The organism is Microbacterium sp. PMB16, assembly GCF_051294855.1.
In the GTDB taxonomy this organism is placed as follows: domain Bacteria; phylum Actinomycetota; class Actinomycetes; order Actinomycetales; family Microbacteriaceae; genus Microbacterium.
The window spans coordinates 1,646,404-1,667,894 of record NZ_CP145908.1 but is presented as its reverse complement, the minus strand read 5'-3'; the positions used below and the strand labels follow the sequence as shown (position 1 = coordinate 1,667,894).

The window sequence follows — 21,491 nt, the reverse complement described above, 5'->3', positions numbered from 1 at the left end:
GCTCGGAGCGGATGCCGCCGGGCATCTCCACTCCGCGACTGAGGAGCATTCGAGGGCGTCAGGGGCTCGCTTCCATGCTTGCGATGAAGGCGCGCAAGCCGTCGATCACCGCGAGTGCCGCAGTCGGTTCCTCCGTTGCGAAATGGGCGAGGTCCGACAGCGCCAGGGCGGCATCTCCTGCGTCGACGACCTTTCTTCCGGACACGGTGAGCGCGACTGCGCGCTCCCTGCGTGATGCTGTCGCGACCTCGGAGGTGACATAGCCCTCCCTCCGCGCCGACTCCAGCAAGCGACTGACCGTCCCCTTGGTCAACCCGAGCCGGTCGGCGATCGCTTGTTGGCTGACCGGCGTATCGCGCGCGTGCAAGACGCTCAACACCATGAAGAGCCCCAGCGTCACACCTGTCTTCGCCATGACGACGGACTCTGCACGGCGCTCCATCATCGTGGCGGCTTTGCGGACCTCGAACCACAGCTGCTCCGGCAGCGACGCATCGGTCATCATGAGGAAAGTTTAGCGCGCAACGGTTTGACACTCAACTATCCCGACAGTAATAGTTGAGTATCAAACTATCGAGGAGCATCCATGCGCGTACTGATCGTGTTCGACCACCCCTACACCCGAGCGGCATCCGAGAACGTGCCGCATCGACGCAGCTTCACTGCCGCGCTGACGGCGGCCGCAGAACGCGGACTCCGCGCTGCGGGACACGAGGTCGATGCCATCGACCTGCACGAGGACGGGTTCGACCCGGTCATGAGCGCTCAGGACCTGTCCGCCTGGCGAACGAAGCGCGCCATCGATCCTCAAGTGCAGGACTACCAGCAGCGCGTGCTCGCTGCCGACCACATCATCTTCGCTTTCCCGATCTGGTGGGAGGCGATGCCCGCTCTCACGAAAGGGTTCTTCGACCGGGTGCTCACCAAGGGCATCGTCTACGACGAGCCCAAGCCCGGGCGACCGTTCGTCAACAAACTGCCCCGACTCGGAGGCGTCACACTGATCACCGTCATGAGCACCCCGGCACCCATCTATCGATGGTGGTTCGGCAACCCCCTGACGAAGATCGCCTTCCGCGGCACATTCCGCAAGATCGGAGTGCACAACCTCACCTGGATCAACAACAGCGGCGTCTCCGATCGCTCGGAGCGCCAGCGGCTCGATGTCCTCCGCACCATTGAAGAACGATTCACCCGATTCCGGTGAGACGCGCCCGCAACGAGCCTGCGAACGACCGCTACGGGGTGTCTCCTACGGCGTGGGGCCTCGGCAGCCCGACCATCGCATCCGCTTCGGTGAACTCCTGCTGGATCTCGTCGTCGTGCTTGTAGGTGACGAGGCTCACCACGACCGCTGCGACGAACGCGAGCACGAACGCGGGCAGCAGTTCGTAGAGCGCCGTGTCGAACGCCTTCCAGATGAAGACGGTCGCCGCGCCGACGAACATGCCGGCCAGGGCGCCCCAGTTCGTGAGCTTCCGCCAGAACAGGCTGAGCAGGATGATCGGGCCGAACGCGGCCCCGAAGCCTGCCCACGCGAACGACACCAGGCCGAGGATCGTGTCGTTCGGGCTGATCGCCAGCAGTCCGGCGATCACGGTGACCGCGAGGACACCGATGCGCCCCATGATCACCAGCGTGCGGTTGCTGGGCGGCGTCCGCCGGAACACCCGGTACAGGTCCTCGACGAGCGCCGAAGAGCACACGATGAGCTGACTCGAGATCGTGCTCATGATCGCAGCAAGCACCGCGGCGAGCACGAGACCGGCGACGAACGGATGCAGCAGCGTCTGCGACATCAGCAGCACGACCGTCTCGGGGTTGGTCAGGTCGGTGCCGGACTTCGCGATGTAGGCGATGCCGACGAGCCCCGAGATGACAGCGCCGCCGAGCGAGACGACCATCCAGGAGATGCCGATCCGGCGAGCGCTCTTCGCCTCCTGAGGCGAGCGCAGCGCCATGAACCGCACGATGATGTGCGGCTGGCCGAAGTAGCCGAGACCCCAGGCCAGGGCGGAGACGATCGCCAGGAGCGTCCCGCCGGTGAGCGCGGTGCCCGAGAGCAGCGAGAGGTGATCAGGGGCGATCTCGCCGATGATCGTGGCCGTCTCCCCGAGCCCGCCGATCGCGATGACCGCTGCCACCGGCACGACGATCAGGGCGATGACCATCATCAGCCCCTGCACGACATCGGTGAACGAGGCACCGAGGAAGCCGCCGAACAGCGTGTACGCGAGCGTGACGCCGGTGACCAGCAGCATGCCGGTGAGGTAGTCGCCGTTGAAGGAGCTCTCGAAGAACACCCCGCCCGCCACCATGCCCGACGAGATGTAGAGCGTGAAGAAGACGAGGATGACGACGCCCGAGAGGATCCGCAGCAGGCGCGAGGTGTCGCGCAGCCGGTTCTCGAAGAAGCTCGGCACCGTGATCGAGTTGCGTGACACCTCGGTGTACGCGCGGAGCCGCGGCGCGACGAGGAGCCAGTTCAGGTACGCGCCGATCGTGAGGCCGACCGCGATCCAGGCCTCGATGAGCCCCGACACGTAGATCGCGCCGGGGAGTCCCATGACCAACCAGCCCGACATGTCGGATGCTCCGGCGCTGAGCGCGGCGACCCACGGCGGCAGGTTGCGGCCGCCGAGCATGTAGTCCTCGTGGTCGTCGGTGCGGCGGAATGCGATCCATCCGATCAGGAGCATTCCGGCGAAGTACAGCCCGAGAGCTGCGAACGTGAAGATCTGGTCGGACATCGTCGTCCCTCCCTCGCGGTGCTCGTCACCGCTTCCGGTCGTGGCCCCGATGATCGCAAACAAACATGCCGCTGCCTAGGGCCACCGCGGCGTGCCGCCGGGTCGGGTCGTCACTACGCTGGTGCGATGAGCACGCACATCGCCGCCGAGCCCGGTCAGATCGCCCCCATCGTCCTGGTCCCCGGTGACCCGCTGCGGGCGAGATGGATCGCGGAGACCTTCCTCGACGACGCCGAGCTCTACTCGCAGACCCGCGGGATGCTGGGCTTCACCGGCACGTGGGAAGGGCACCGCGTCTCCGTGCAGGGATCGGGGATGGGCCAGCCGTCGATGGCGATCTACGCGAACGAGCTGTTCGATTCCTACGACGTGCAGACCGTCGTGCGGGTCGGCTCCTGCGGCGCACTGACCGAGAAGCTGAAGGTGCGCGACATCATCATCGCGAACGGCGCATGCACCGACTCCGGCATCAACCGCGTGCGCTTCCACGGACTCGACTACGCGCCGGTCGCCGACTTCTCGCTCCTGCGGGCCGCGGTCGAGGCGAGCGAGTCGGAGCCACTGGCATCCGCTGTGCACGTGGGCCTGCTGTTGTCGAGCGACCAGTTCTACAGCACCCGCCCCGAGCTCAATGAGCCGTTCGTGCAGCACGGGGTGCTGGGCGTCGAGATGGAGACCAGCGGGCTGTACACGCTCGCCGCCTACTACGGCCGCCGGGCGCTCAGCATCTGCACCGTCTCCGACCACATCCTCACCGGCGAGGAGACCACGGCGGTCGAGCGCGAGCAGACCTTCGGCGACATGATCCGCATCGCGCTCCGGGCGGCGACAGCGGGCTGAGCGGGCCGCGGGGCCGAGGCGGGCCGCCGCCGTGTTCACAATTCAGTCAGTTCTTCTGGTTTCACCCGGATCGAGGCCTCGCCGGCCTGGGGCCAGTTCTTGCTGAATTGTGAACGCCCGCAGGCGTGAACAACTCCTCCGGATCGTGACGGTATTCGCCCATTCAGGCCGTCTGACGCGTGAGAACGCGCATTTCGGAGGAGTTGTTCACGGCAGCAGTAGGGGATGATCGAAGGATCATGTCTTCGCTCCTCGACGCGGCCACCCTTCCGGACAGATCCGACCCGGATGCCGTCTACCTGGCGTTCGTCGAGTGGGCGGAATCCACCGGTATCCAGCTGTATCCGGCTCAGGACGAGGCGGTCATCGAGATCGTCTCGGGCAACAACCTGATCCTGTCGACCCCGACCGGCACCGGGAAGTCGCTCGTCGCGGTCGGCGCGCACTTCGCAGCTCTCATCGCCGGCCGCCGCAGCTACTACACCGCGCCCATCAAGGCCCTCGTGAGCGAGAAGTTCTTCGCCCTCGTCGACGTGTTCGGGGCAGAGAACGTCGGCATGATCACGGGCGACTCCGCGGTCAACGCGGATGCTCCGATCATCTGCTGCACGGCCGAGATCGTCGCGAACCTCGCGCTGCGCCAGGGCACCGACATGGACGTCGGGCAGATCGTGATGGACGAGTTCCACTTCTACGCCGACCCGGAGCGCGGCTGGGCCTGGCAGGTGCCGTTGCTCGAGCTGCCGCAGGCGCAGTTCATCCTGATGTCGGCGACGCTCGGCGACGTGACCGAACTCGCGGCCGACCTCACCCGGCGCACGGGTAGGGAGACCGCATCCGTCACCGGGGTGGAGCGGCCCGTACCCCTGCACTTCTTCTACGAGACGACCCCGATCCACGAGACGATCGACGACCTGCTCGGCACCGGGCAGGCCCCCATCTACGTCGTGCATTTCTCGCAGGCCGCCGCGATGGAACGCGCGCAGGCCCTGTCCAGCACCAAGGTGGCCACCCGCGAGCAGCGCGACGCGATCGCCGACCTGATCGGCGCATTCCGGTTCACGACCGCGTTCGGCAAGACGCTCTCGCGGTTCCTCCGCGCCGGCATCGGCGTGCACCACGCGGGCATGCTGCCGAAGTACCGTCGCCTGGTGGAGCAGCTCGCGCAGCGCGGACTCCTGCGTGTGATCTGCGGCACCGACACGCTCGGCGTCGGCATCAACGTGCCGATCCGCACGGTGCTGCTCACGGCGTTGACCAAGTTCGACGGCACACGGATGCGGCAGCTCAACGCCCGCGAGTTCCACCAGATCGCCGGTCGAGCCGGGCGAGCCGGGTACGACACCGCCGGCACCGTCGTCGCCCAGGCGCCCGAGCACGAGAGTGACAACGTCGCGGCGGTCAAGAAGGCCGGCGACGATCCGAAGAAGAAGCGGAAGATCGTGCGCAAGAAGGCGCCCGACGGCTTCGTCTCCTGGGGTGAGCCGTCGTTCCGCAAGCTCATCGAGGCGACACCCGAGACCCTGACCTCGCACATGCAGATCACGAGCGCGATGATGCTCAACGTGATCGCCCGCGGAGGCGACGTCTTCGCGAATATGCGCTCGCTGGTATATGACAACCACGAGCCGCGGTCCCGGCAGCGCGAGCTCGCGATCCGCGCGATCGGCATCTACCGCACCCTGCGCGAATCGGGGATCGTGGAGACCGTCGACGGCGAGGTGCGTCTGACCGTCGACCTCCAGCCGAATTTCGCCCTCAACCAACCGCTGTCGCCGTTCGCCCTGGCGGCCTTCGAGCTGCTCGACCCTTCGTCGGGCTCAGGGACCCAGGATGTCGGCGCGGGCACCGGCCACTACGAGCTCGACATGATCTCGATCGTCGAGTCCACGCTCGACGACCCGCGTGCGGTGCTGAGCCAGCAGGAGTTCCTCGCCCGCGGTGAGGCCATCGGCGCGATGAAGTCCGAAGGCATCGAGTACGACGAGCGGATGGAGCTGCTCGAACAGGTCACGTATCCGAAGCCGCTCGACGAGCTGCTCACCGCCGCCTTCGAGACGTTCAGCGCCGCGCAGCCGTGGATCCGCGACTTCGAGCTGCATCCGAAGTCGGTCGTGCGCGACATGTACGAGCGAGCCATGTCGTTCGGGGAATATGTCGCCTACTACAAGATCGCCCGCTCCGAGGGAGTGGTGCTGCGGTATCTCTCCGATGCCTATCGCGCGGCCTCGCAGACCATTCCGGAGGAGGCGAAGACCGAGGACCTGCGCGACCTGATCGAGTGGCTCGGCGAGCTCGTGCGACAGGTGGACTCGAGCCTGCTCGACGAGTGGGAAGAACTGCGCGCCGGCATCGACAACGGCCGTTTCGACGAGCACGGCACAGAGCAGCCGATCGTCCCGCCCGCGCCGAAGCGCCTGTCCAGCAACACGCGGGCCTTCCGCATCCTCGTGCGCAACGAGCTGTTCCGCCGGGTGCAGCTCGCCGCCAGGGAAGACGTCGAGACGCTGGCCGAGCTCGACCCGGAGTTCGGCGCAGACGGCTGGAACGCCGCGCTCGACGGGTACTTCGCCGATCACGACCAGATCCTCACCGGGGGCGATGCCCGCAGCTCGAAGCTGCTGATCCTCACGGAGGGCGCTTCCGAGTGGACCGCCCGACAGATCTTCGACGACCCGGCCGGCGACCACGACTGGGGCATCTCCGCGACCGTCGACCTGGCAGCATCCGATGAGGCCGGTCAGGCCGTGCTCACTGTCACGGGCGTCGACCGGCTGTAGCGGCGGCCTCCCCGCGCTCGCGCCGCGCTCGCTCGAGGCCGTCTGTCCCCACACCGACCACCCGGGCGAACCGCCGCAGCGTCTCCCGCCGGTGGGAGGCGGCGATGACCGTTCCCTTGAAGTCTTCGAGCACGTCGGAGATGATGCGCTCCGACTCGGCATCCAGGCTCGCGGTGATCTCGTCCACGATGAGCACCCGAGGTTCGCGGCACAGTGCGCGTGCCAGTGCCAGCCGCGCACGCTGACCGCCGGAGAGCCGCACGCCGTGCTCGCCGAGCTCGTCGTCGAGGCTGATCCAGCCGTCGGCGCCCACCCGTGTGAGCGCACGGCGCAGCTCGTCATCGGTGCGGCCGTCCGCACCGCGCACGAGGTTGTCGCGCACACTGCCGTGGAAGAGATGCGCGTCCTGTTCCACCACGGCCACGGTCCCGCGGAGATCGTCATCGCGGATGCGGCCGAGCGGGTACGCGACACCCTCCGCGTCGACGAGCGCGACCGTGCCTGCTGAAGGATCCCACAGTCGGGCGGCCAGCGCGATGATCGTGCTCTTGCCCGCTCCGGACGGCCCGGCAAGCCCGATGTGCTCCCCGGCGTCGACGTCGATCGACCAGTGACGCAGCACCTCTTTCTGATCGTCATAGGAGAACGACACCCGCTCGAAGCGCATCCCGAGCGGACCGTCCGGCAGTGGGAGCGGACGGTCGACCGGTGCGACGACCGGTGGGCGGTGAAGAGCCGCGCCGACACGATCGGCGCTGGCGACCAGCGGATGCAGCTCGGACACGGTGTGCGCGGCATCCGCGACCGCGGCCACTCCGGCGACCGCGAGCGCGATCATCGCGGGGAGCAACGCCGCCGGTGTGCCGCCCATCACGCCGCCGAGGAGAGACGCAGCGATCACGGCGATCACCACGGCGGTGAGGATCAGCTCGCGCATCCCGTCGACGAGATGGGCGATGAGCTCGCGGCGGCGGCTGATTCCTGCCGAGCGCCGGGTCCCTGCGACCGCCCCGCGCACGATCCGACTCTGCAGACCATAGGCGAGGATCTCGCGCAGTGCGCCCAGCGCGTCGACCAGCCGCTCCGATTGCTCTTCCCGCTCCTGCTGTTCGCGCGCACCGATGCGTCGGGCAGGAGCCGCGCCCGCCCAGGCTGTGAGCGCGACAGCGACAGCACCCCCGATCATCACGAGGGCTGTCACCGGCATCACGAGAAACGCACAGATCAGTGCTCCGACGAACAACGTGAGCGCCGCGCCGATCTGTGCGACCGTGTGGGCGTAGAAGAACTCCAGCTTCTCGATATCGGTCATCGCCACGGACGCCGCACGTCCGGAGTGCTCTCGGCGGCGTCCCGGCACGCTGCGGGAGTAGGCGTCGAAGAGCGCCATCCGCAGCCGGGCGAGCACCCGGTAGGCGAGAGCGTGCGACACGTCCATCTCGCGCCAGGTGAGGAATGTGCGCAGCAGCACGAGGGCTCCGAGGGCGACCCCCCACACGACGGGCGGCCACTCACCGTGCACGACTGCCGCGCCGACACCGAGCGCGCTGAGCACCCCGATGGCGGCGAGTGCGCACAGACTCGTGGTGGAGATCAGGTAGCTGCCGACGATGCGCCGCCACTCCGGTCGCAGTGAGGGGAGCAGCCGGGCGAGGATGGCACCGGAGGAGGTCATGACGGCTCCTTCACGAGCATTCCGTCGCGGAGCACCCGCACGTCGGCGACCCTGGCGAGAGCCTCGGGGCGGTGGCTGATCATGAGCACGATCCTCTCGGTGGCGACGCGTTCGAGCGTCTCCGCCACGGTCAGGGCGTTGTGGTCGTCGAGGGCGCTGGTCGGCTCGTCGACGAGAAGCACGGGACGGCGTGCGAGCAGTGCTCTGGCGAGGGCGAGGCGCTGCCGTTGCCCGCCGGACAGACTCGTTCCCGCCTCTGCCACCATCGCGTCGAACCCTCCGGGGATCGCCCTGATCTCGTCGAGCACACCGGCCGCGGCACACGCATCCTCCAGCGCCTCCTGCCCGGCATCGAACAGATCGACGTTCTCCTTGATGGTCCCGGCGAACAGGACGGGCCGTTGCGAGACCACGGCCACGTCGCACGGGCGGAGCGGGCGCCCGTCGAGCTCGATCGTCCCCGCTGTCGCCGGCAGGAAGCCGAGCACGAGGTCGAAGAGCGTGGACTTGCCGGCACCGGAAGGTCCGGCGATGGCGTGCACCTCGCCCCGCTCGGCGTGAAGATCGACACCGCAGAGGACATCGTCGTCGGCGCCAGGGTAGCGATACGAGAGGCCGGAGATGCGGAGCACCTGTCCCCCCGCAGCCGACACCGTCTCCTGCTCCGGTGCGGCCGCCGCGGAGCGATCGAACGCTCCGAGCGCGGCCAGTCCCGGGATGGCGGTGAGCCCGAGGAATCCGGCATGCCAGTGGCGCGAGAGCTCGCGTACCGGACGAAACGCCTCCGACGACAGCAGGAGCAGCGCGTAGACCTCGACGGCCGGCGGCTCCCCGGTCATGACGGAGACGACCGCGAGTCCGGCGGCGATCACGACCCCTGCCTGCACGGCGAAGTCGGTGATGGCGGTCTCCGCGAGCGACGACCGCATCACGCGTTCGGTGGCCAGGCGCAAGGCCTCCGTTCGCGCCTGCAGGCGCGAACGCGTCGCGGGGACGTCTCCCAGCGCGCGCAGCGTCGACATGCCCCGGAGCGACTCGAGCAGGTCGCCGCTGAGAGCCTCGTAGCTGTCCCGGTGGGCGAACCCGCGTCGGGCGAGCATCCGTTTCCACAGCAGAGGGCCCAGTACCGCGAGCAGGATTCCCGCGGCGACGCACAGTGCGACGAGAGGCGACAGCACCGCGACGAGGCACACCGCAATCAGGCTTCCGGCCGCGAGCTGCACGACGGCGGGGATGTACTTCGACACGTAGGCGTCGGTGCCGTCGATCCCGTCACCGAGCGCGAGCTGGGTCGAACCGTCGCGGAGGCTGGCATCGTGCAGTCGTTCCGGCACGAGCGCCGCCGTGACGGCCGCGCCCCGCAGATCCGCCCTGACCCTTCCGCCGAGGCGGGCGGCCGTGTCGCCTTGCACCAGAGTCAGCAGCACCCGCGTCAGCCCGATCGCAAGGATCGCACCGATGCCGGCACCGGCGCCCGCCACGTCGCCGCGGACGAAGGCGGCGAGCGACCAGGCGAGCGCGAGTGCCTGCAGCAGGTGCGTGGCGAAGACGAGGAGAAGGAGCAGGATGCTCCCCGTCAGAGTCCAGGGGTGCCGTCGCGCCGCGCGCCACAGTTCGGGGACGATCATCATCGTGAGCCTCCGGGGGAGTCGAGGAGGGCCACCGCGTGGAGGATCCACCGGTCGCCGGTCGCAGAGAAGCCGGAGACCGGGCGCGCGCGCCTTTCTCCGGTGAGCGCAGTCCTGTAGCAGAGACGGGCTGCGGCGAGATGAGCACCCCAGAGCGCGGCGGCGACGATCTCCGCGGGGGCTGCGGTCGGCACGGCCCAGGAGCGGACTGCGGTCGCACCACGCACCCAGGACTGACCCGACGCTCTCGCGATGCGCTCGACTGAGGGCGCGTGGGCGCCACCGATCCGGGCGGCGAACTCTGCGGTGGTCGGCGAGCGACGGCCTGCGAGAGCGCGCCGAGCCGTGGCATCGGGCACCGGATCGTTCGGGATCTCTACCGCGGCGAGCGGGATCTCCGGCGCGAGTCCGCGACGGATCCAGGCCTCGGCATCGGAAGCGCGGGGAACACGGAGCAGCGAGCGCAGCCGGGCCGAGGGACCGACCTCCACCCGACCGGTGTGCTCCCCCAACAAGAATCGGATGGCGGCGACTGCGTAGGCGGTATCGGCGATCCACAGCGGCCAGGCCCGATGCCGGTAGCGGCCGAAGGACCGGCCGGGCAGTACGGTCAACACGACGCGCGCGATGCCGTCGTCCGCAGCGGGCGAAGGCCATCCGTCCGCCCGATCGGCCGCGGCGTCGCGGCGCCGGAACACGCCGTCCTCGGCATCGACCGTCCAGCGCACACCGGTCGCGTCGATCAGATGTGTCTGCACCGGGTAGCACGCCCCGGCCGAAGGCACAGGACGACGACGGATGCTCGCCACCCGGCCGTCCGCGGTCTGATGGAACTCCCCCGGGTGCCACAGGCCGTCGACGAGTTCCCGCACACCCCGTGGCGGATCGGCGACCTCGGCGCCGGCCCGTTCCCAGTCGTTCGTCCGCGGCCCTGGCGGCACCGGGCCGGCAGGCATGCGAGAGGTCTGGGCCTCGGCGAGCGGGGCGGGCAGAGCAGGGGATTCTCGGTTCGCTCGGCGCATGAGCGGCTTCACATGTGCGGAGCCGGGAGGAGCGTGAAGTCCTCCCGGCCGCCGGTCCAGGTCGTGCGCCAGCCGCGCTCCTCTGCCGCCTCTCGGAATCGCGGCATCCCGAGGTAGGAGAATGCCGCTGGCGCGTTGGGTACGAGACCCGTCACGATCGAGCGCACCACGCGCAGGTCCGTGCGCCGCACGTCTGATGTTGTGAGATCGCGGGTGAGCGCGCGGTGCGCACGGACGCGCAGGCGCTGGTAGACCTCGCCCATCGTCACCGGACTCATCGCGCTCAGCGGGCGCAGGCCGTGCTCCGGCGAGTGGAACCGGCGCGCCTCGTCGTGCACGGCCGGGTCGAGCCACACCTGCACGTGCGCGCCGAGATCGATCACATTCTCGAACTGCTCCCCTGCCGCGGCCCTGTAGTCGGCACCCGGATGGAAGTCGAGAGTGAGCCCCTTCGCCATCAACCCTTCGGCGACGGCTCGGAACACCCACCCGTCGGCCGACGTGCACCCCTGCGTATAGATCCAGGTGTGCACGGCCTCGAGCACTGCCTTTCGTGCGGCGCGCGCCGGATCGAGGGAGGCCGAGAAACCGGCGGCGTAGAGCCCCCGCTCCTCGTCGTGGACGAGGGCGCCGATCGCCGGGGCGAACTCCGAGGGCATCGCGACCAGCCACACTCGCAGACTGCTCCCCCGCAGGTCGTCGAGGAGACCGGGGACGGTGGCCGGGTCGATGCCGAACGTCGGCCCGTCGAGGTGCCACCACACCTCGAGGGCATCCCGCTCGATCACCTCGATCACCCCGCGGTCCCGCGCGTCGTCGAAGCCCGCTCCCGTGGCGATGCCGGCGTAGTTCAAGTGATGCGTCCGCGGCAGGGAGCGGAATCGCGACTGCCGCCAGTTCAGGTGCACGAGCGAGTCCGGCATCCACACCGAGCCGCCGCCGAGCTCGTCGCAGCGCGCCCACAGCGTCGGAGTCGAGGGCCGCAGCCGCTGGTACGGAAAGCCGGGCCGCGCGAGCTGCCACTCGGCGAAACAGGGAAGTTCCGCTTCGCCGATGACGGTCTCGCCGTCGGCGCGCAGCTCCTCTGCCGTGCCGACGCGGAGCTCGTCGCGAGGGAGCACGTCGGGCAGCCAGTTGCCGCAGTACCGTTCCACTCCTTCGCCGATCGCGGCGATGCGCGCCTGCGCGGGATCGCCGAACGACGTGCCGAGCGAGACCCGGTCGGCCGGCCACTCGCCCAGGATGCGGGCATCGGCGACCGATGCCGTGAGCGCCAGGTACCGCTCGGGAGCACCGACCGGATGCGGCACCTCCCGCACCGAGCGGATGATGCCGGTCTCAGCATCGACCAGTGCCTCTGCCGGCAGCGTCGCGCGGCCCTGAGCGCGGTCAGCGCCGTGGTCCAGGATGTCGTGCGGGGTCATGCGGTCCTCTCGTATCGCCAGCGGCCGGTCTCGGGTTCGAAGGCGGATCTGGTGCGGCGGATCACGGGCAGATCCCGCTCCCGCGGAGCGGATGCCGACGGGGACACGGGCCCTGATCGCTCCGAGGGCAGACCGTTGTCGGCGAGCCAGGTATCGAGCACGCCTCCGATGCCGCCCGCACGGCGCAGCCGGGAGCGGACCTCGTCGTCGTCGATGTCGGCGGCCAGCCGGTGTCCCCACGGACCGTCGACCATGTGGACGGCGCCCTGCCAGGCGTCCGCGAGCCGAGCGGCGTCGGCGAAGAAGAAGTCGTGATCGCCACGGACCAGGAAGAGCGCAGCACGGATGGCCCCGTACGCGCGTTCGAGGTCGACGGCGGGAGCAGACCAGAGCCGCCGCCATCCGGAGAGGACTTCCTGCGACCACCCCCACTCTTCGGCGGCCCGGTGCACGCCGACCGCGGTCGTCCGTTCGATACGCGCCGCGAGTTCGTCGTCGGTCAGCGGCGCCAGCGAACGCGCTCCGCGGCCGTGCTGGTGCCACCACCCGATACGGTCGCGCAGCTGGGGGCGCCCGTTCTCATCCCACGCGGTCTCGGCGAGCCCGAGCGCCGGGACCAGGAGCACGAGTCCGTCGACGTCGACGACCCTGGCGGCTTCGAGTGCGGTGTGCGCAGCGTACGAGCCGCCGGACAGCACGAGCGGCAGCCCGGGGTCCTCGGCCCTGACCGCCTCGGCCACCGCGCGTCCGTCGCCGCACTCCAAGAGGTAGGGGTGCCATTCGCCGTCGGAGGAGTGCCGTCCGCGCACGTCGTGGATCACGCAGCGGTAGCCCCGACTGGTCCAGGCCCTGGCGGTGTCGCCGTGACGCCAGGCCCCGTAGGGCGTACGGATGATCACCACGCCCCGCGGCTCTGCGGGCTCCCAGTTCCAACCGCGCAGCAGGGTGCCGTCATCCGCGACGACGGTGTGGTTGCGGGCTCCGCGAGGCGGTGTCATCGGATCACCCGAGGCGGGGCCGCCGGGAAGGGGAGCACGGTGTGCTCGCTGACGGAACCGGTCGCCGGCACCAGCTTCCAGAGCGTCGTGCGCAGGCGATCGAGTTCGGCGTCGCCCTGCGCCCAGGCGTGGATGACGTGCAGCAGACGGGCGAGGACGAGCACCGTGGTCGCGTCGTCGAGAGGAGCAGCGGCGGGCGGACCAGTCTGCTGCCAGGCCTCGGCCGACGCAGGTGCGCTGCTGGCGGCCACTCGGCGCGTGGCCACGTGAACGGACCTCGGGTCGTTCGCATCGAGAGCGAGCGGATCGATCAGGACGCTCTCGCCCTCCCGGCGGACTCGAAGCCAGGCGATGCCGCGCTGTGGAAGGAGGTCGTGCTCGGCCCAGCGGCGACGGTCGCGCGCCTCCTCGGCGTAGGCGACCACGAGGGCTGCGTCGTCCGACACGTCCGATGCGGTTTCCGCGATGGTGACCCGTGCACCCCAGGCTGCGAGCACGCGCTCGAGCCCGTCGACGAGCCGGCCCGTTCCGAGGACGCAGACGTCGCGGCGCTCCGCCGGCCAGCGCCGAAGAGCGTCCGCGGCCTCGCGCTCCTTCACCTCCAGAGCCAGCCGGTCGCGGTAAGCCGAGGTCTCGCCGTCTATTCCGCTCGCGAGGGCGTCGAACAGGTCGGCGGGCGGCATGTCGACCAGGGCGAATCGTCCGGTGCGCAGGCGGATCCGGGGGCGACCGTCGCTACCGACGACGAGATGCGCGCCGGAGTCGGGGAGCGCCAGGATGCGGGGTTCGGATGTCATGGATTCTCTCGGTGGTGGGCCCGGCCGGGCGCGAACGCCCGGCCGGACGGGAGTGCGCTCGAAAGCGCGACGGAAGGATCCGCGATCAGTCGAAGGGGTTCTCGACCAGTGCGTTCGAGTGCGATGCCGACAGGTGCGCCAGCTGCTCGGACTCTTCGATCTCTGCGAGGATCTGCTTTTCCATTTCGTGCTCCTTCTTCGAGGTGGTCCGTCCCGCGGTGTGCGAGGCGGGTTCACGATGTGCGAACACTGATGACCCTAAATGAGAATGATTCTCAATATCTACTAGGATCTCTCACATGCCCTCCACCACACCCCTCCTCGCCGCTGATCACCGGGCCGGAGTCGTCTACGAGATTCGCGACGCCTCCCGGCGTGTCGCCGTCGCGAACAGCTGGCTCGCCGAGCACGCGGGCTTCCTCCGTCTCCCGATCGGAGCTCACGGACGCTGGGCGTTCGCCGACGACCGCGGCGGCGCTCTGGTCGTCGGGGATGCAGAATCCGTACGGCGCATTCCGATCGCCATCCCGGCAGAGCACCTGGCCTGCGATGCCACCGGCCGCCACGTGGTCGTCACCACGGGTCTGGGCATGAGCGGAGAAGCGTGGAGCGACGTGGTGTCGGTCGTCGATCTCGTCGCGGATTCCTCCGTGCGGTTCCGCGCGCGCACCGGAGAGCCCGGCGTCGCGATCACTCCGGATCAGGCGTCGGGAGAGCCGACGATCCTGCTCCGCCATCGCGAACCCGGTGCCGTCGAAGCGCTACCCCTCACGACGGCTCTCGAGGTCGGACCGCACGCGCCGGTCCTGCGCGGGCAGCTCCTCGACGACCTCGCACCCGACGGCCACGGCGATGTGCTGGATCCGGCCTCCGGGATCGTCGGGATCGCCACGAGCCGTGGGCTGGAGCGCTTCGTCGTCGACGCGGGCGCGCCCCGCGCCATCGGGGTCCTGCGGTGGCCCGTCGAAGGGCGCGCGTACTACCTGCGCCTCGCCGGCGACACCGGACGAGCCACGGGCATCGTGCGCGGAGGACCGGCCGCCCCCGGATCGTGGCCAGGGTGGACCAACACCTTCGTCGACATCGACCTCGCTTCCGGAGCATCCCGTGCGGTACCCCTTCCGCCGGGGCTCGCGTTCCGATTCGCTCTCGCCCCGGGTGCCGCCGCAGTCTCCGTCATCCACCCCGATGGCGACGTGGTGGTCGCGATCGATCGTGAAGACGCGCGCGTCTCGCGGGTCGTCCCGATCCCGGCGATGACGCACCCGCCCCGCGCAGGGCAGTTGCCGTGGGACGGCGTCGACGGTCGCCCCGCACAGCGCCGCTCCATCGCGATCGACCCCGTCACCGGAACGATCGCCGTCACCAGCGGAGGAGACGGGACGATCCACCTCATCGGCGACGATGGAATCTCCAGGATCGAACTCCCCACCCCGCTCGACGAGGGCGGCCACCTGTTGTGGACAGCCGACGACGACCGCGTCGACGACCTGGTGGGCCGATGAACGCGCACCGAGCCATGCTCGACGAGGCCCTCGCGCGCGCCGAGCGCCATGGTCGCCCCGGGCTACCGGTCGGTGGTTTCACGCTGGGGCGCGCCGACTATCGCCTCCGCCGCAGCATCCACCGCCTCGACAGCACGACCGTGATCGAACCCGACGGTCACCTCCACCGGATCTTCCCCTCCCCCGACGGCCGTCTCATCGCCGCCGAGTGGGCGCCGACCGCCGACGAGAACGCCGTCCTCGGCATCGTGGACGTCGCGGCCGGCACGCTGCGCCTTCACCCCGACGTCCGTCTGCGCTACGACACCGTGCTCTGGGCGACCGACTCACGGAGCGTCGACGTCGTCGCAAGTCGCGACCGGATGCTCGTCACCCTGAACCTCGAGACCGGCGAAAAGCAGACGGATCCGGTCGACCCCGAGGTGCGATTGCGTTTGTTCCCGGGTGGGGAGAACGGCCTGAGCGCCCTCAGCTCTGGCGTGCAGGGCACGACGCTGACCGACCGCGCGACCGGAATGCCGCTGGGTCGGTGGCCGGCACTCATCCGCGCCATGCCATTCGGCGCGGGAGTGCTGGTGTGGCACGACGGCGGGCTCGACGCCGTGGCAAAAGTCGGCGTGGGGAACGGCGGCGTGGGCGAGGACAATGCGCTCTGGCGCTGGCACGATCCCGACGCGCAGATCATCGATGTCGCAGTGCAGGGCGACCGTGTCGTCATCCTCGCCGTCGCAGACGGACGGAGTCTGCTCATCGACCTGGCCGACGGTGTCGAGATCGAACGCACCGAGGCTGCCGGGACCGCCTCCGATGCGCTCACCACGACGATGATCGGTGTCGACGACGGCGTGCTGCGTCTGGGTGTCGAGGGGCCGCTCACTCCACCGCAGGTCGTGGCGCGCACGCGGGAGGGGACCACGATCGTGCCGTCCCCCGAATACACCCTCGGCACCACCGTGCGATACGACCTGCCGGCCGACGACGGCACGAGCCTGACCGTCCACGTGACCTCGCCGAGCGGGACGACGGGTCCCCTGCCGCTGATCCTCGCCTGCTACGGCGGCTTCGGCGTGCCCCACCTCCCGCTCTTCGAACCCACCGTGCCCGCGTGGGTCGAGTACGGCGGCGCATACGCCTCCGCGCAGCTCCGCGGGGGCGGCGAGCGCGGAGAAGCCTGGCGCGAAGCGGGGCGCGGAGCCGGCAAGCGCCGCACGATCTCCGACCTCGCCGACGTCGCGCGCGGGCTCATCGAGGCAGGGATCACTCGCCCCGATCTGCTCGTCCTCGTCGGAGCCTCCCTGGGTGGGGTCGTCGCGGCGGGGTGCGCGATCGAGAATCCGGAGCTGTGTGCGGGATTCGTGACCACCGCTGCCCCACTCGATCTGCTCGCGCTGGACGATCATCCGCTCGGCTCGCGTTGGCGAGCGGAGTTCGGCGACGACGGCACCCCGGAATCCCGCGCGCGACTCCGCGCCCTCTCGCCGCTTGCCGGTGCCGAAGCGCTTCCGGCAGGCGCTCTGATCCCCTCCTACCTGGGGGTCGTGCTCGACGAGGACACCAGGGTCCTCGCTCGCGACACGCACCGGATGGTCGAGGCGCTGCGACGGGCAGGCAGCCCCGCCCGGCTGTGGACGGCCACCGGAGCCGGACACGGCGCGAACGGAACCATCGCGCTGCACGACCTGGGTCTCACCGTGCTGGACTTCGCGGCCGAAGTCACGGCGGGAGGCCCCCGGTGAGTGAATCGACCGGCACCGCCACCGCACTGCTCGGACGACGTCTCCGCTCCCTGCGGCGACGCAGCGGGCAGCACATCTCGCACCGCAGCAGGAGTCGCGGCGGAGGCCGGCGCATGCTGTCGGTCGGTCCCACCATGGCGGCGATGGCGGTCGCTGCCGTCGTCATCCTCGTGCTCTCCGCATCCGTCGGCCCGGTGACCGTCTCGCCCATCGACGCCGCGAAGATCGTGATCGGCCATCTGCTCCCCGGAATGCCCTGGATGTCCGACGGCACCCTCACGCCGCTGCAGGACCAGGCCGTCTGGCAGTTCCGAGTACCGAGATCACTCCTGGCCGCGCTGTCGGGCGCCGGGCTCGCTCTCGCCGGAGCGATGATGCAGGCCGTCGTGCGCAACCCGCTCGCCGAGCCGTATATCCTCGGAGTCTCGTCCGGAGCGAGCGTCGGCGCCGTGTTGGTGATCGTCTCCGGCGGCGCCACTTTCCTCGGCCTCACGATGAGCGGGGCGGCGTTCGTCGGCGCGATGGTCGCCTGCCTCCTCGTGGCCATGCTCGCGCGCATCCGCGGGGAGCTGTCCCCGACCAGGATGATCCTCGCGGGCGTCGCGCTCGGCGCCTTGCTGAGCGCCGTGACGAGCTACCTCACCCTCACCACCGACGCCCAGAACGTCGTGAGCGTGATGTTCTTCCTCCTCGGCAGCGTGTCGGCAGCCGACATGTCGTCTCTGCTCATCCCCACGGTCGCGCTCGTGATCGCGTGCATCGCGGTCTTCGGGCTCTCGCGATCGATGAATGCCCTGCTCTCGGGTGACGAGTCAGCCATGGCCGTCGGCGTGCGAACGAGCCGGCTGCGCGGGCTGCTCCTCGTGCTCGCCTCTCTCCTCACCGGTGCGATCGTGGCGGTGAGCGGGGGCATCGGCTTCGTCGGCCTCGTCGTCCCGCATATGGCCCGACTCCTGGTCGGCTCGGATCACCGACGGATGCTGCCGATCACGGTCCTCGGCGGAGCGCTGTTCCTCATGATCGCCGACCTGCTCGCCCGTACGGTCGCGATGCCGACGGAGATCCCGCTCGGCATCCTCACCGCTTTCGTCGGAGCCCCCTTCTTCCTGTGGCTGATGCGCAGCGGCGGCGAGCGGGCGGGGTTCGACCGATGAGCGTGCTGTTCGACGACGTGAGCGTCGCGCGCGGCGGTCGCACCGTGCTGCACGGTGTCGACCTCGAGGTCGGCACCGGGCGCATCGTCGGACTCCTCGGGCCGAACGGCAGCGGCAAGTCCACCCTCCTGCGCGCGCTCTTCACCGGCCAGCGCCCGCTGAGCGGACGCGTCTTGATCGACGACGCGGACGCCTCGCAGCTGCCTCCACGCACACTCGCCCGCACCGTGTCGGTGATGCTGCAGGACTCCCCGTCGGAGTTCGACCTGAGCGTGCGGGAGACGGTGCTCGTCGGCCGCTCCCCGCATCGTGCGCCGTTCAGCCGGGACACCCCTGAGGATCAGCGCATCGTCGACGAGGCGCTGCGCACCGCCGACGTGCACGATCTCGGCGACCGGCTGGTGCGGTCACTCTCGGGTGGTCAGCGCCAACGGGTGATGCTCGCCCGTGCGCTCGCGCAGGGCGGCGAGATCCTCGTACTGGACGAGCCGACCAACCACCTCGACATCGCTCACCAGCTCGACCTCATGCGTGTCGTGAGCGGACTCGGCACGACCGTGATCGCGGCGCTGCACGACCTCAATATCGCGGCGGCGTTCTGCGACGACGTCGCGGTGCTCGACGAGGGACGGCTCGTGGCGTTCGGTCCGCCCGACGCGGTGCTCACGCCGACACTCGTCGACGAGGTCTTCCACGTCACCGCGCGCATCGCGATCGAGGTCGACACGGGAGCAAGGGCGATGACCTTCCACCCGCGTCCGCGCACCCGTCGCTGAACCACTGAGAACCGAACCACCGAATCCGCACCAAGGAGAAGAAGAATGACACCCCGCACCCGAACAACCCGTGCACTCGCCGCCGTCACCGTCGGATTTGGCACCCTCGCCCTCTCCGCCTGCGGCGGAGGCGTCACCACGGCAGCACCCTCCGCGTCATCCGACGAGACGATCACGATCGAGAACTGCGGCCGCACGATCGATATCCCGGCCACCCCCACCGCTGTCGTCGGGATGCACCCGTCACAGACCGAGCTGCTGCTGCGCCTCGGTCTGGCCGACTCTCTCGTCGGGCAGGCTCAGGCCACGGCCCAGGACCTTCCCGCCGACGTCGCGGAGCTCGCAGCCGACGTGCCGGTCATCGGAGGGGACTCCCCTCCGAGCCGCGAGGAACTGCTCGCCGTCGAGCCCGACTTCGTCTACTCGCCCACCACCTACGAGTTCACCGCCGAGCAGGGCTTCGCCAGCATCGAGCAGTTGGATGAGGCCGGGGTCACGGCATACACGGCCACCGGAGGATGCTTCGACCGCCGCATGGAGGGCACCGTCACCGACCTCTTCACCGATCTGGAGAATCTCGGTGAGATCTTCCGGGTCTCGGACGAGGCGGACGCCCTCATCGATTCGTCCCAGGCCGAACTCGATTCCGTCGCCGCCGCGATCGAGGACCAGGATCGGCCGCGCGTCGCGCAGATCTTCGTCGAAGGGACGACCCTGACGGCGATCGGCGCCGGCATCGAGTTCGATATTCTGCAGCGAGCCGGCGCAGACAACGTGTTCACCCCGGAAGACCCGATGTTCGCCGACTTCTTCGCCGCCGAGATCACCCCCGAGTCTCTGGCGTCCGAAGCCCCTGACGTCCTCGTCTTCGCTGTGTCCGACCCGGCGCACGAGGAGGCTGTGCGCGCCTATCTCGCGAAGACGTTCCCCGAGATGCCCGCGGTGCGCGACGGCCGACTGATCGCGGTTCCGTCCGCCGATCTGTTCCCCGGCACCCTCGGCAACGTCTCGGCGGTCACGCAGATCGCAGAGGCGCTCTACCCCGACGCCGCATTCGACTGATCCCACCAGGGTGACGGGGCGTCGACGGCCCCCTGTCACCGACGTCGGCCCGAGCGCCCCTCGCTCGGGCCGACCGGCGCGTCTCCGACCGCGGTCCCCAGCTATTCAGTCAGGGCGATCTCGAGACGGGGAAGCACGCGGCCAGGAACGGAGCCACTGGGCGCGGTACCGATCCGCCGGGCACCGAAGCGCAGATAGAACGCCTCCGCACCGGGATCAGCATCGAGTTCCAGGCGAGTGAACCCTGCGGCCCGCGCGGCGCGCAGGGTGTGCTCGAGCAGCATTCGGCCGCAGCCCGTTCCTATCGCAGGCGGATCGATGAACAGCGCCGATAGTTCGCCGTCCTCCGACTCACCGCTCACGAGGCTGAAGCCAAGAACCGTCGCGTCCTGCTCCACGACCCACATCAGTCCAGATCCGCAGGTGGCCGCATCGAAGGTGAGCTCATCTCGGCATGCTTCCAGAAACTCGGCCGAGTATCCCCAATGACCCTTTGAGCGCAACGCCAGCGCGGAGATCTCGCCATGCTCCTCGGGCCGTGCCTCTCGTATGCGCAGATCACTCATGAGTTCCACTCTGCACGCGACGACGCGCAAGACGCCAGCCGCTCGTGCCGATTCGCCGGAATCGATCGTTTGCGACGCAGAGGAACCCCTCGCGGTGATGGAAGGATGGGGGCATGACCCCGTCGAGGAAGCCTGCCGTTGTGCGCGGCTTCGCGGCGGCGTCTCTCGCGACGTTCGCCGCGCTGGCGGGTCACGTCACGGGCGGCGGGCAGATGCCGGGCTCGCTGGGCATCGTGGTGCCCTGGATCTTCTCGTTCATGGTGTGCGTGCTGCTCGCAGGGCGCACGCTCTCGGTGATCCGATTGAGCATCTCGGTGGCGATCAGCCAGTTCCTGTTCCACGTCCTGTTCGTCCTCGGGACCATCGAGCCCTCAGGGCATGTGGCCGGTCACGTGCACGGCGCTCCGATCGTCCTGCCCGCGAGCACCGGTCTGTCAGAAGCCGTCGTCGCGGACGGCACGATGTGGTTCGGACACCTGCTGGCGGCGGTCACCACCATCGCCGTCGCTCATCGCGGTGAGCGGATGCTGCACGCGCTGCGCGCGCTCGCGGTCCAGGTCGTTCTCTGGGTGCGCCGGCGAGTGGATGCTGCGCTGGGCGCTCCCGAGCTGCTCGACGCGCGCGACGTCCGCATCGCACCGGACACCGGACGTCCCCTCGAGTCGCGGATTCTGGCGACCCTTCGGGGGCGCGGACCGCCGGTGGCCTCCGCGATCTGATCCGCACCGGCTCTCGTCTGTCGCCGGTGTGTTCCCGCTCGGGCGCTTCTGCGCGCCCT

At 69.6% G+C, this 21,491-nt stretch carries 19 protein-coding genes; 9 read left to right on the top strand and 10 right to left on the bottom strand.

The window, feature by feature from the left end; translation table 11 throughout:
- Nucleotides 1–58: 58 nt before the first annotated feature.
- Nucleotides 59–505 (bottom strand): MarR family winged helix-turn-helix transcriptional regulator, encoded by a 447-nt coding sequence (locus V5D55_RS08000; RefSeq protein ID WP_435748869.1) that lies wholly within the window; start codon nt 503–505, stop codon nt 59–61.
- An 81-nt stretch (nt 506–586) separates the two neighbouring features.
- Here V5D55_RS08000 and V5D55_RS07995 point away from each other — a divergent pair, with 81 nt between their 5' ends.
- Nucleotides 587–1,207, top strand: coding sequence for an NAD(P)H-dependent oxidoreductase (locus tag V5D55_RS07995; protein ID WP_435748868.1), 621 nt, complete (start codon nt 587–589; stop codon nt 1,205–1,207).
- A gap of 31 nt (nt 1,208–1,238) precedes the next feature.
- Here V5D55_RS07995 and putP read toward each other — a convergent pair whose 3' ends face one another.
- A complete protein-coding gene (putP, locus tag V5D55_RS07990) occupies nt 1,239–2,750 on the bottom strand; it encodes a sodium/proline symporter PutP (RefSeq protein WP_435748867.1) in 1,512 nt (503 codons plus the stop codon).
- A 126-nt stretch (nt 2,751–2,876) separates the two neighbouring features.
- On the opposite strand from putP, the gene deoD reads away from it, so the two are divergent.
- Both deoD and V5D55_RS07980 read left to right on the top strand, forming a co-directional pair.
- Entirely contained in the window at nt 2,877–3,590 is a 714-nt protein-coding gene (gene deoD / locus V5D55_RS07985) for a purine-nucleoside phosphorylase (RefSeq protein ID WP_435748866.1), read from the top strand.
- A gap of 239 nt (nt 3,591–3,829) precedes the next feature.
- On the top strand, nt 3,830–6,370 hold the full coding sequence (locus V5D55_RS07980; RefSeq protein ID WP_435748865.1) for a DEAD/DEAH box helicase: 2,541 nt from the start codon (nt 3,830–3,832) through the stop codon (nt 6,368–6,370).
- Here V5D55_RS07980 and V5D55_RS07975 read toward each other — a convergent pair.
- From V5D55_RS07975 to amiA, 7 genes are all read right to left on the bottom strand, one after another.
- Complete coding sequence (locus V5D55_RS07975) at nt 6,348–8,045, bottom strand: ABC transporter ATP-binding protein (protein WP_435748864.1); 1,698 nt, start codon at nt 8,043–8,045, stop codon at nt 6,348–6,350. The genes V5D55_RS07980 and V5D55_RS07975 overlap by 23 nt on opposite strands.
- Entirely contained in the window at nt 8,042–9,676 is a 1,635-nt protein-coding gene (locus tag V5D55_RS07970) for an ATP-binding cassette domain-containing protein (protein ID WP_435748863.1), read from the bottom strand. The genes V5D55_RS07975 and V5D55_RS07970 overlap by 4 nt, the downstream gene beginning before the upstream one ends.
- Nucleotides 9,673–10,629, bottom strand: a complete 957-nt coding sequence (locus V5D55_RS07965; RefSeq protein ID WP_435748862.1) for a hypothetical protein — start codon at nt 10,627–10,629, stop codon at nt 9,673–9,675. Before V5D55_RS07965 ends, V5D55_RS07970 begins: the two co-directional genes overlap by 4 nt.
- 74 nt (nt 10,630–10,703) lie before the next feature.
- Nucleotides 10,704–12,119 carry a YcaO-like family protein gene (locus V5D55_RS07960; RefSeq protein WP_435748861.1) on the bottom strand — a complete coding sequence of 472 codons (1,416 nt, stop codon included), beginning with the start codon at nt 12,117–12,119 and terminating at the stop codon, nt 10,704–10,706.
- Nucleotides 12,116–13,117 carry a CocE/NonD family hydrolase gene (locus tag V5D55_RS07955; protein WP_435748860.1) on the bottom strand — a complete coding sequence of 334 codons (1,002 nt, stop codon included), beginning with the start codon at nt 13,115–13,117 and terminating at the stop codon, nt 12,116–12,118. The genes V5D55_RS07960 and V5D55_RS07955 overlap by 4 nt, the downstream gene beginning before the upstream one ends.
- On the bottom strand, nt 13,114–13,914 hold the full coding sequence (locus tag V5D55_RS07950) for a hypothetical protein (protein ID WP_435748859.1): 801 nt from the start codon (nt 13,912–13,914) through the stop codon (nt 13,114–13,116). Before V5D55_RS07950 ends, V5D55_RS07955 begins: the two co-directional genes overlap by 4 nt.
- Nucleotides 13,915–13,999: 85 nt before the next feature.
- Nucleotides 14,000–14,098 carry a streptamidine family RiPP gene (gene amiA / locus V5D55_RS07945; protein WP_017831216.1) on the bottom strand — a complete coding sequence of 33 codons (99 nt, stop codon included), beginning with the start codon at nt 14,096–14,098 and terminating at the stop codon, nt 14,000–14,002.
- Between the two features lie 115 nt (nt 14,099–14,213).
- On the opposite strand from amiA, the gene V5D55_RS07940 reads away from it, so the two are divergent.
- Genes V5D55_RS07940 through V5D55_RS07920 form a run of 5 tightly spaced genes read left to right on the top strand, consistent with a single transcriptional unit; the run spans nt 14,214 to nt 20,147 of the window.
- Nucleotides 14,214–15,419, top strand: a complete 1,206-nt coding sequence (locus V5D55_RS07940) for a hypothetical protein (RefSeq protein WP_435748858.1) — start codon at nt 14,214–14,216, stop codon at nt 15,417–15,419.
- On the top strand, nt 15,416–17,155 hold the full coding sequence (locus V5D55_RS07935) for a prolyl oligopeptidase family serine peptidase (RefSeq protein WP_435748857.1): 1,740 nt from the start codon (nt 15,416–15,418) through the stop codon (nt 17,153–17,155). The genes V5D55_RS07940 and V5D55_RS07935 overlap by 4 nt, the downstream gene beginning before the upstream one ends.
- Nucleotides 17,152–18,309, top strand: a complete 1,158-nt coding sequence (locus tag V5D55_RS07930) for a FecCD family ABC transporter permease (RefSeq protein ID WP_435748856.1) — start codon at nt 17,152–17,154, stop codon at nt 18,307–18,309. The genes V5D55_RS07935 and V5D55_RS07930 overlap by 4 nt, the downstream gene beginning before the upstream one ends.
- On the top strand, nt 18,306–19,085 hold the full coding sequence (locus V5D55_RS07925) for an ABC transporter ATP-binding protein (protein ID WP_435748855.1): 780 nt from the start codon (nt 18,306–18,308) through the stop codon (nt 19,083–19,085). The genes V5D55_RS07930 and V5D55_RS07925 overlap by 4 nt, the downstream gene beginning before the upstream one ends.
- A 45-nt stretch (nt 19,086–19,130) precedes the next feature.
- On the top strand, nt 19,131–20,147 hold the full coding sequence (locus V5D55_RS07920; protein WP_435748854.1) for an ABC transporter substrate-binding protein: 1,017 nt from the start codon (nt 19,131–19,133) through the stop codon (nt 20,145–20,147).
- Nucleotides 20,148–20,248: 101 nt separating this feature from the next.
- Here the strand turns inward: V5D55_RS07920 and V5D55_RS07915 are convergent, their stop codons facing one another.
- Nucleotides 20,249–20,743, bottom strand: a complete 495-nt coding sequence (locus V5D55_RS07915; RefSeq protein WP_435748853.1) for a GNAT family N-acetyltransferase — start codon at nt 20,741–20,743, stop codon at nt 20,249–20,251.
- A gap of 83 nt (nt 20,744–20,826) precedes the next feature.
- Between V5D55_RS07915 and V5D55_RS07910 the strand changes: the two genes are divergently transcribed.
- Complete coding sequence (locus V5D55_RS07910) at nt 20,827–21,432, top strand: hypothetical protein (protein ID WP_435748852.1); 606 nt, start codon at nt 20,827–20,829, stop codon at nt 21,430–21,432.
- Nucleotides 21,433–21,491: the final 59 nt, after the last annotated feature.

Coding starts and splice junctions, on each gene's coding strand:
- V5D55_RS07965 (WP_435748862.1), bottom strand. CDS start 10,629: ATGCCTGCCGGCCCGGTGCCGCCAGGGCCGCGGACGAACGACTGGGAA.
- V5D55_RS07910 (WP_435748852.1), top strand. CDS start 20,827: ATGACCCCGTCGAGGAAGCCTGCCGTTGTGCGCGGCTTCGCGGCGGCG.
- V5D55_RS07975 (WP_435748864.1), bottom strand. CDS start 8,045: ATGACCTCCTCCGGTGCCATCCTCGCCCGGCTGCTCCCCTCACTGCGA.
- V5D55_RS07950 (WP_435748859.1), bottom strand. CDS start 13,914: ATGACATCCGAACCCCGCATCCTGGCGCTCCCCGACTCCGGCGCGCAT.
- V5D55_RS07960 (WP_435748861.1), bottom strand. CDS start 12,119: ATGACCCCGCACGACATCCTGGACCACGGCGCTGACCGCGCTCAGGGC.
- putP (WP_435748867.1), bottom strand. CDS start 2,750: ATGTCCGACCAGATCTTCACGTTCGCAGCTCTCGGGCTGTACTTCGCC.
- V5D55_RS07955 (WP_435748860.1), bottom strand. CDS start 13,117: ATGACACCGCCTCGCGGAGCCCGCAACCACACCGTCGTCGCGGATGAC.
- amiA (WP_017831216.1), bottom strand. CDS start 14,098: ATGGAAAAGCAGATCCTCGCAGAGATCGAAGAGTCCGAGCAGCTGGCG.
- V5D55_RS07995 (WP_435748868.1), top strand. CDS start 587: ATGCGCGTACTGATCGTGTTCGACCACCCCTACACCCGAGCGGCATCC.
- V5D55_RS07940 (WP_435748858.1), top strand. CDS start 14,214: ATGCCCTCCACCACACCCCTCCTCGCCGCTGATCACCGGGCCGGAGTC.
- V5D55_RS08000 (WP_435748869.1), bottom strand. CDS start 505: ATGATGACCGATGCGTCGCTGCCGGAGCAGCTGTGGTTCGAGGTCCGC.
- V5D55_RS07920 (WP_435748854.1), top strand. CDS start 19,131: ATGACACCCCGCACCCGAACAACCCGTGCACTCGCCGCCGTCACCGTC.
- V5D55_RS07970 (WP_435748863.1), bottom strand. CDS start 9,676: ATGATGATCGTCCCCGAACTGTGGCGCGCGGCGCGACGGCACCCCTGG.
- V5D55_RS07935 (WP_435748857.1), top strand. CDS start 15,416: ATGAACGCGCACCGAGCCATGCTCGACGAGGCCCTCGCGCGCGCCGAG.
- deoD (WP_435748866.1), top strand. CDS start 2,877: ATGAGCACGCACATCGCCGCCGAGCCCGGTCAGATCGCCCCCATCGTC.
- V5D55_RS07925 (WP_435748855.1), top strand. CDS start 18,306: ATGAGCGTGCTGTTCGACGACGTGAGCGTCGCGCGCGGCGGTCGCACC.
- V5D55_RS07980 (WP_435748865.1), top strand. CDS start 3,830: ATGTCTTCGCTCCTCGACGCGGCCACCCTTCCGGACAGATCCGACCCG.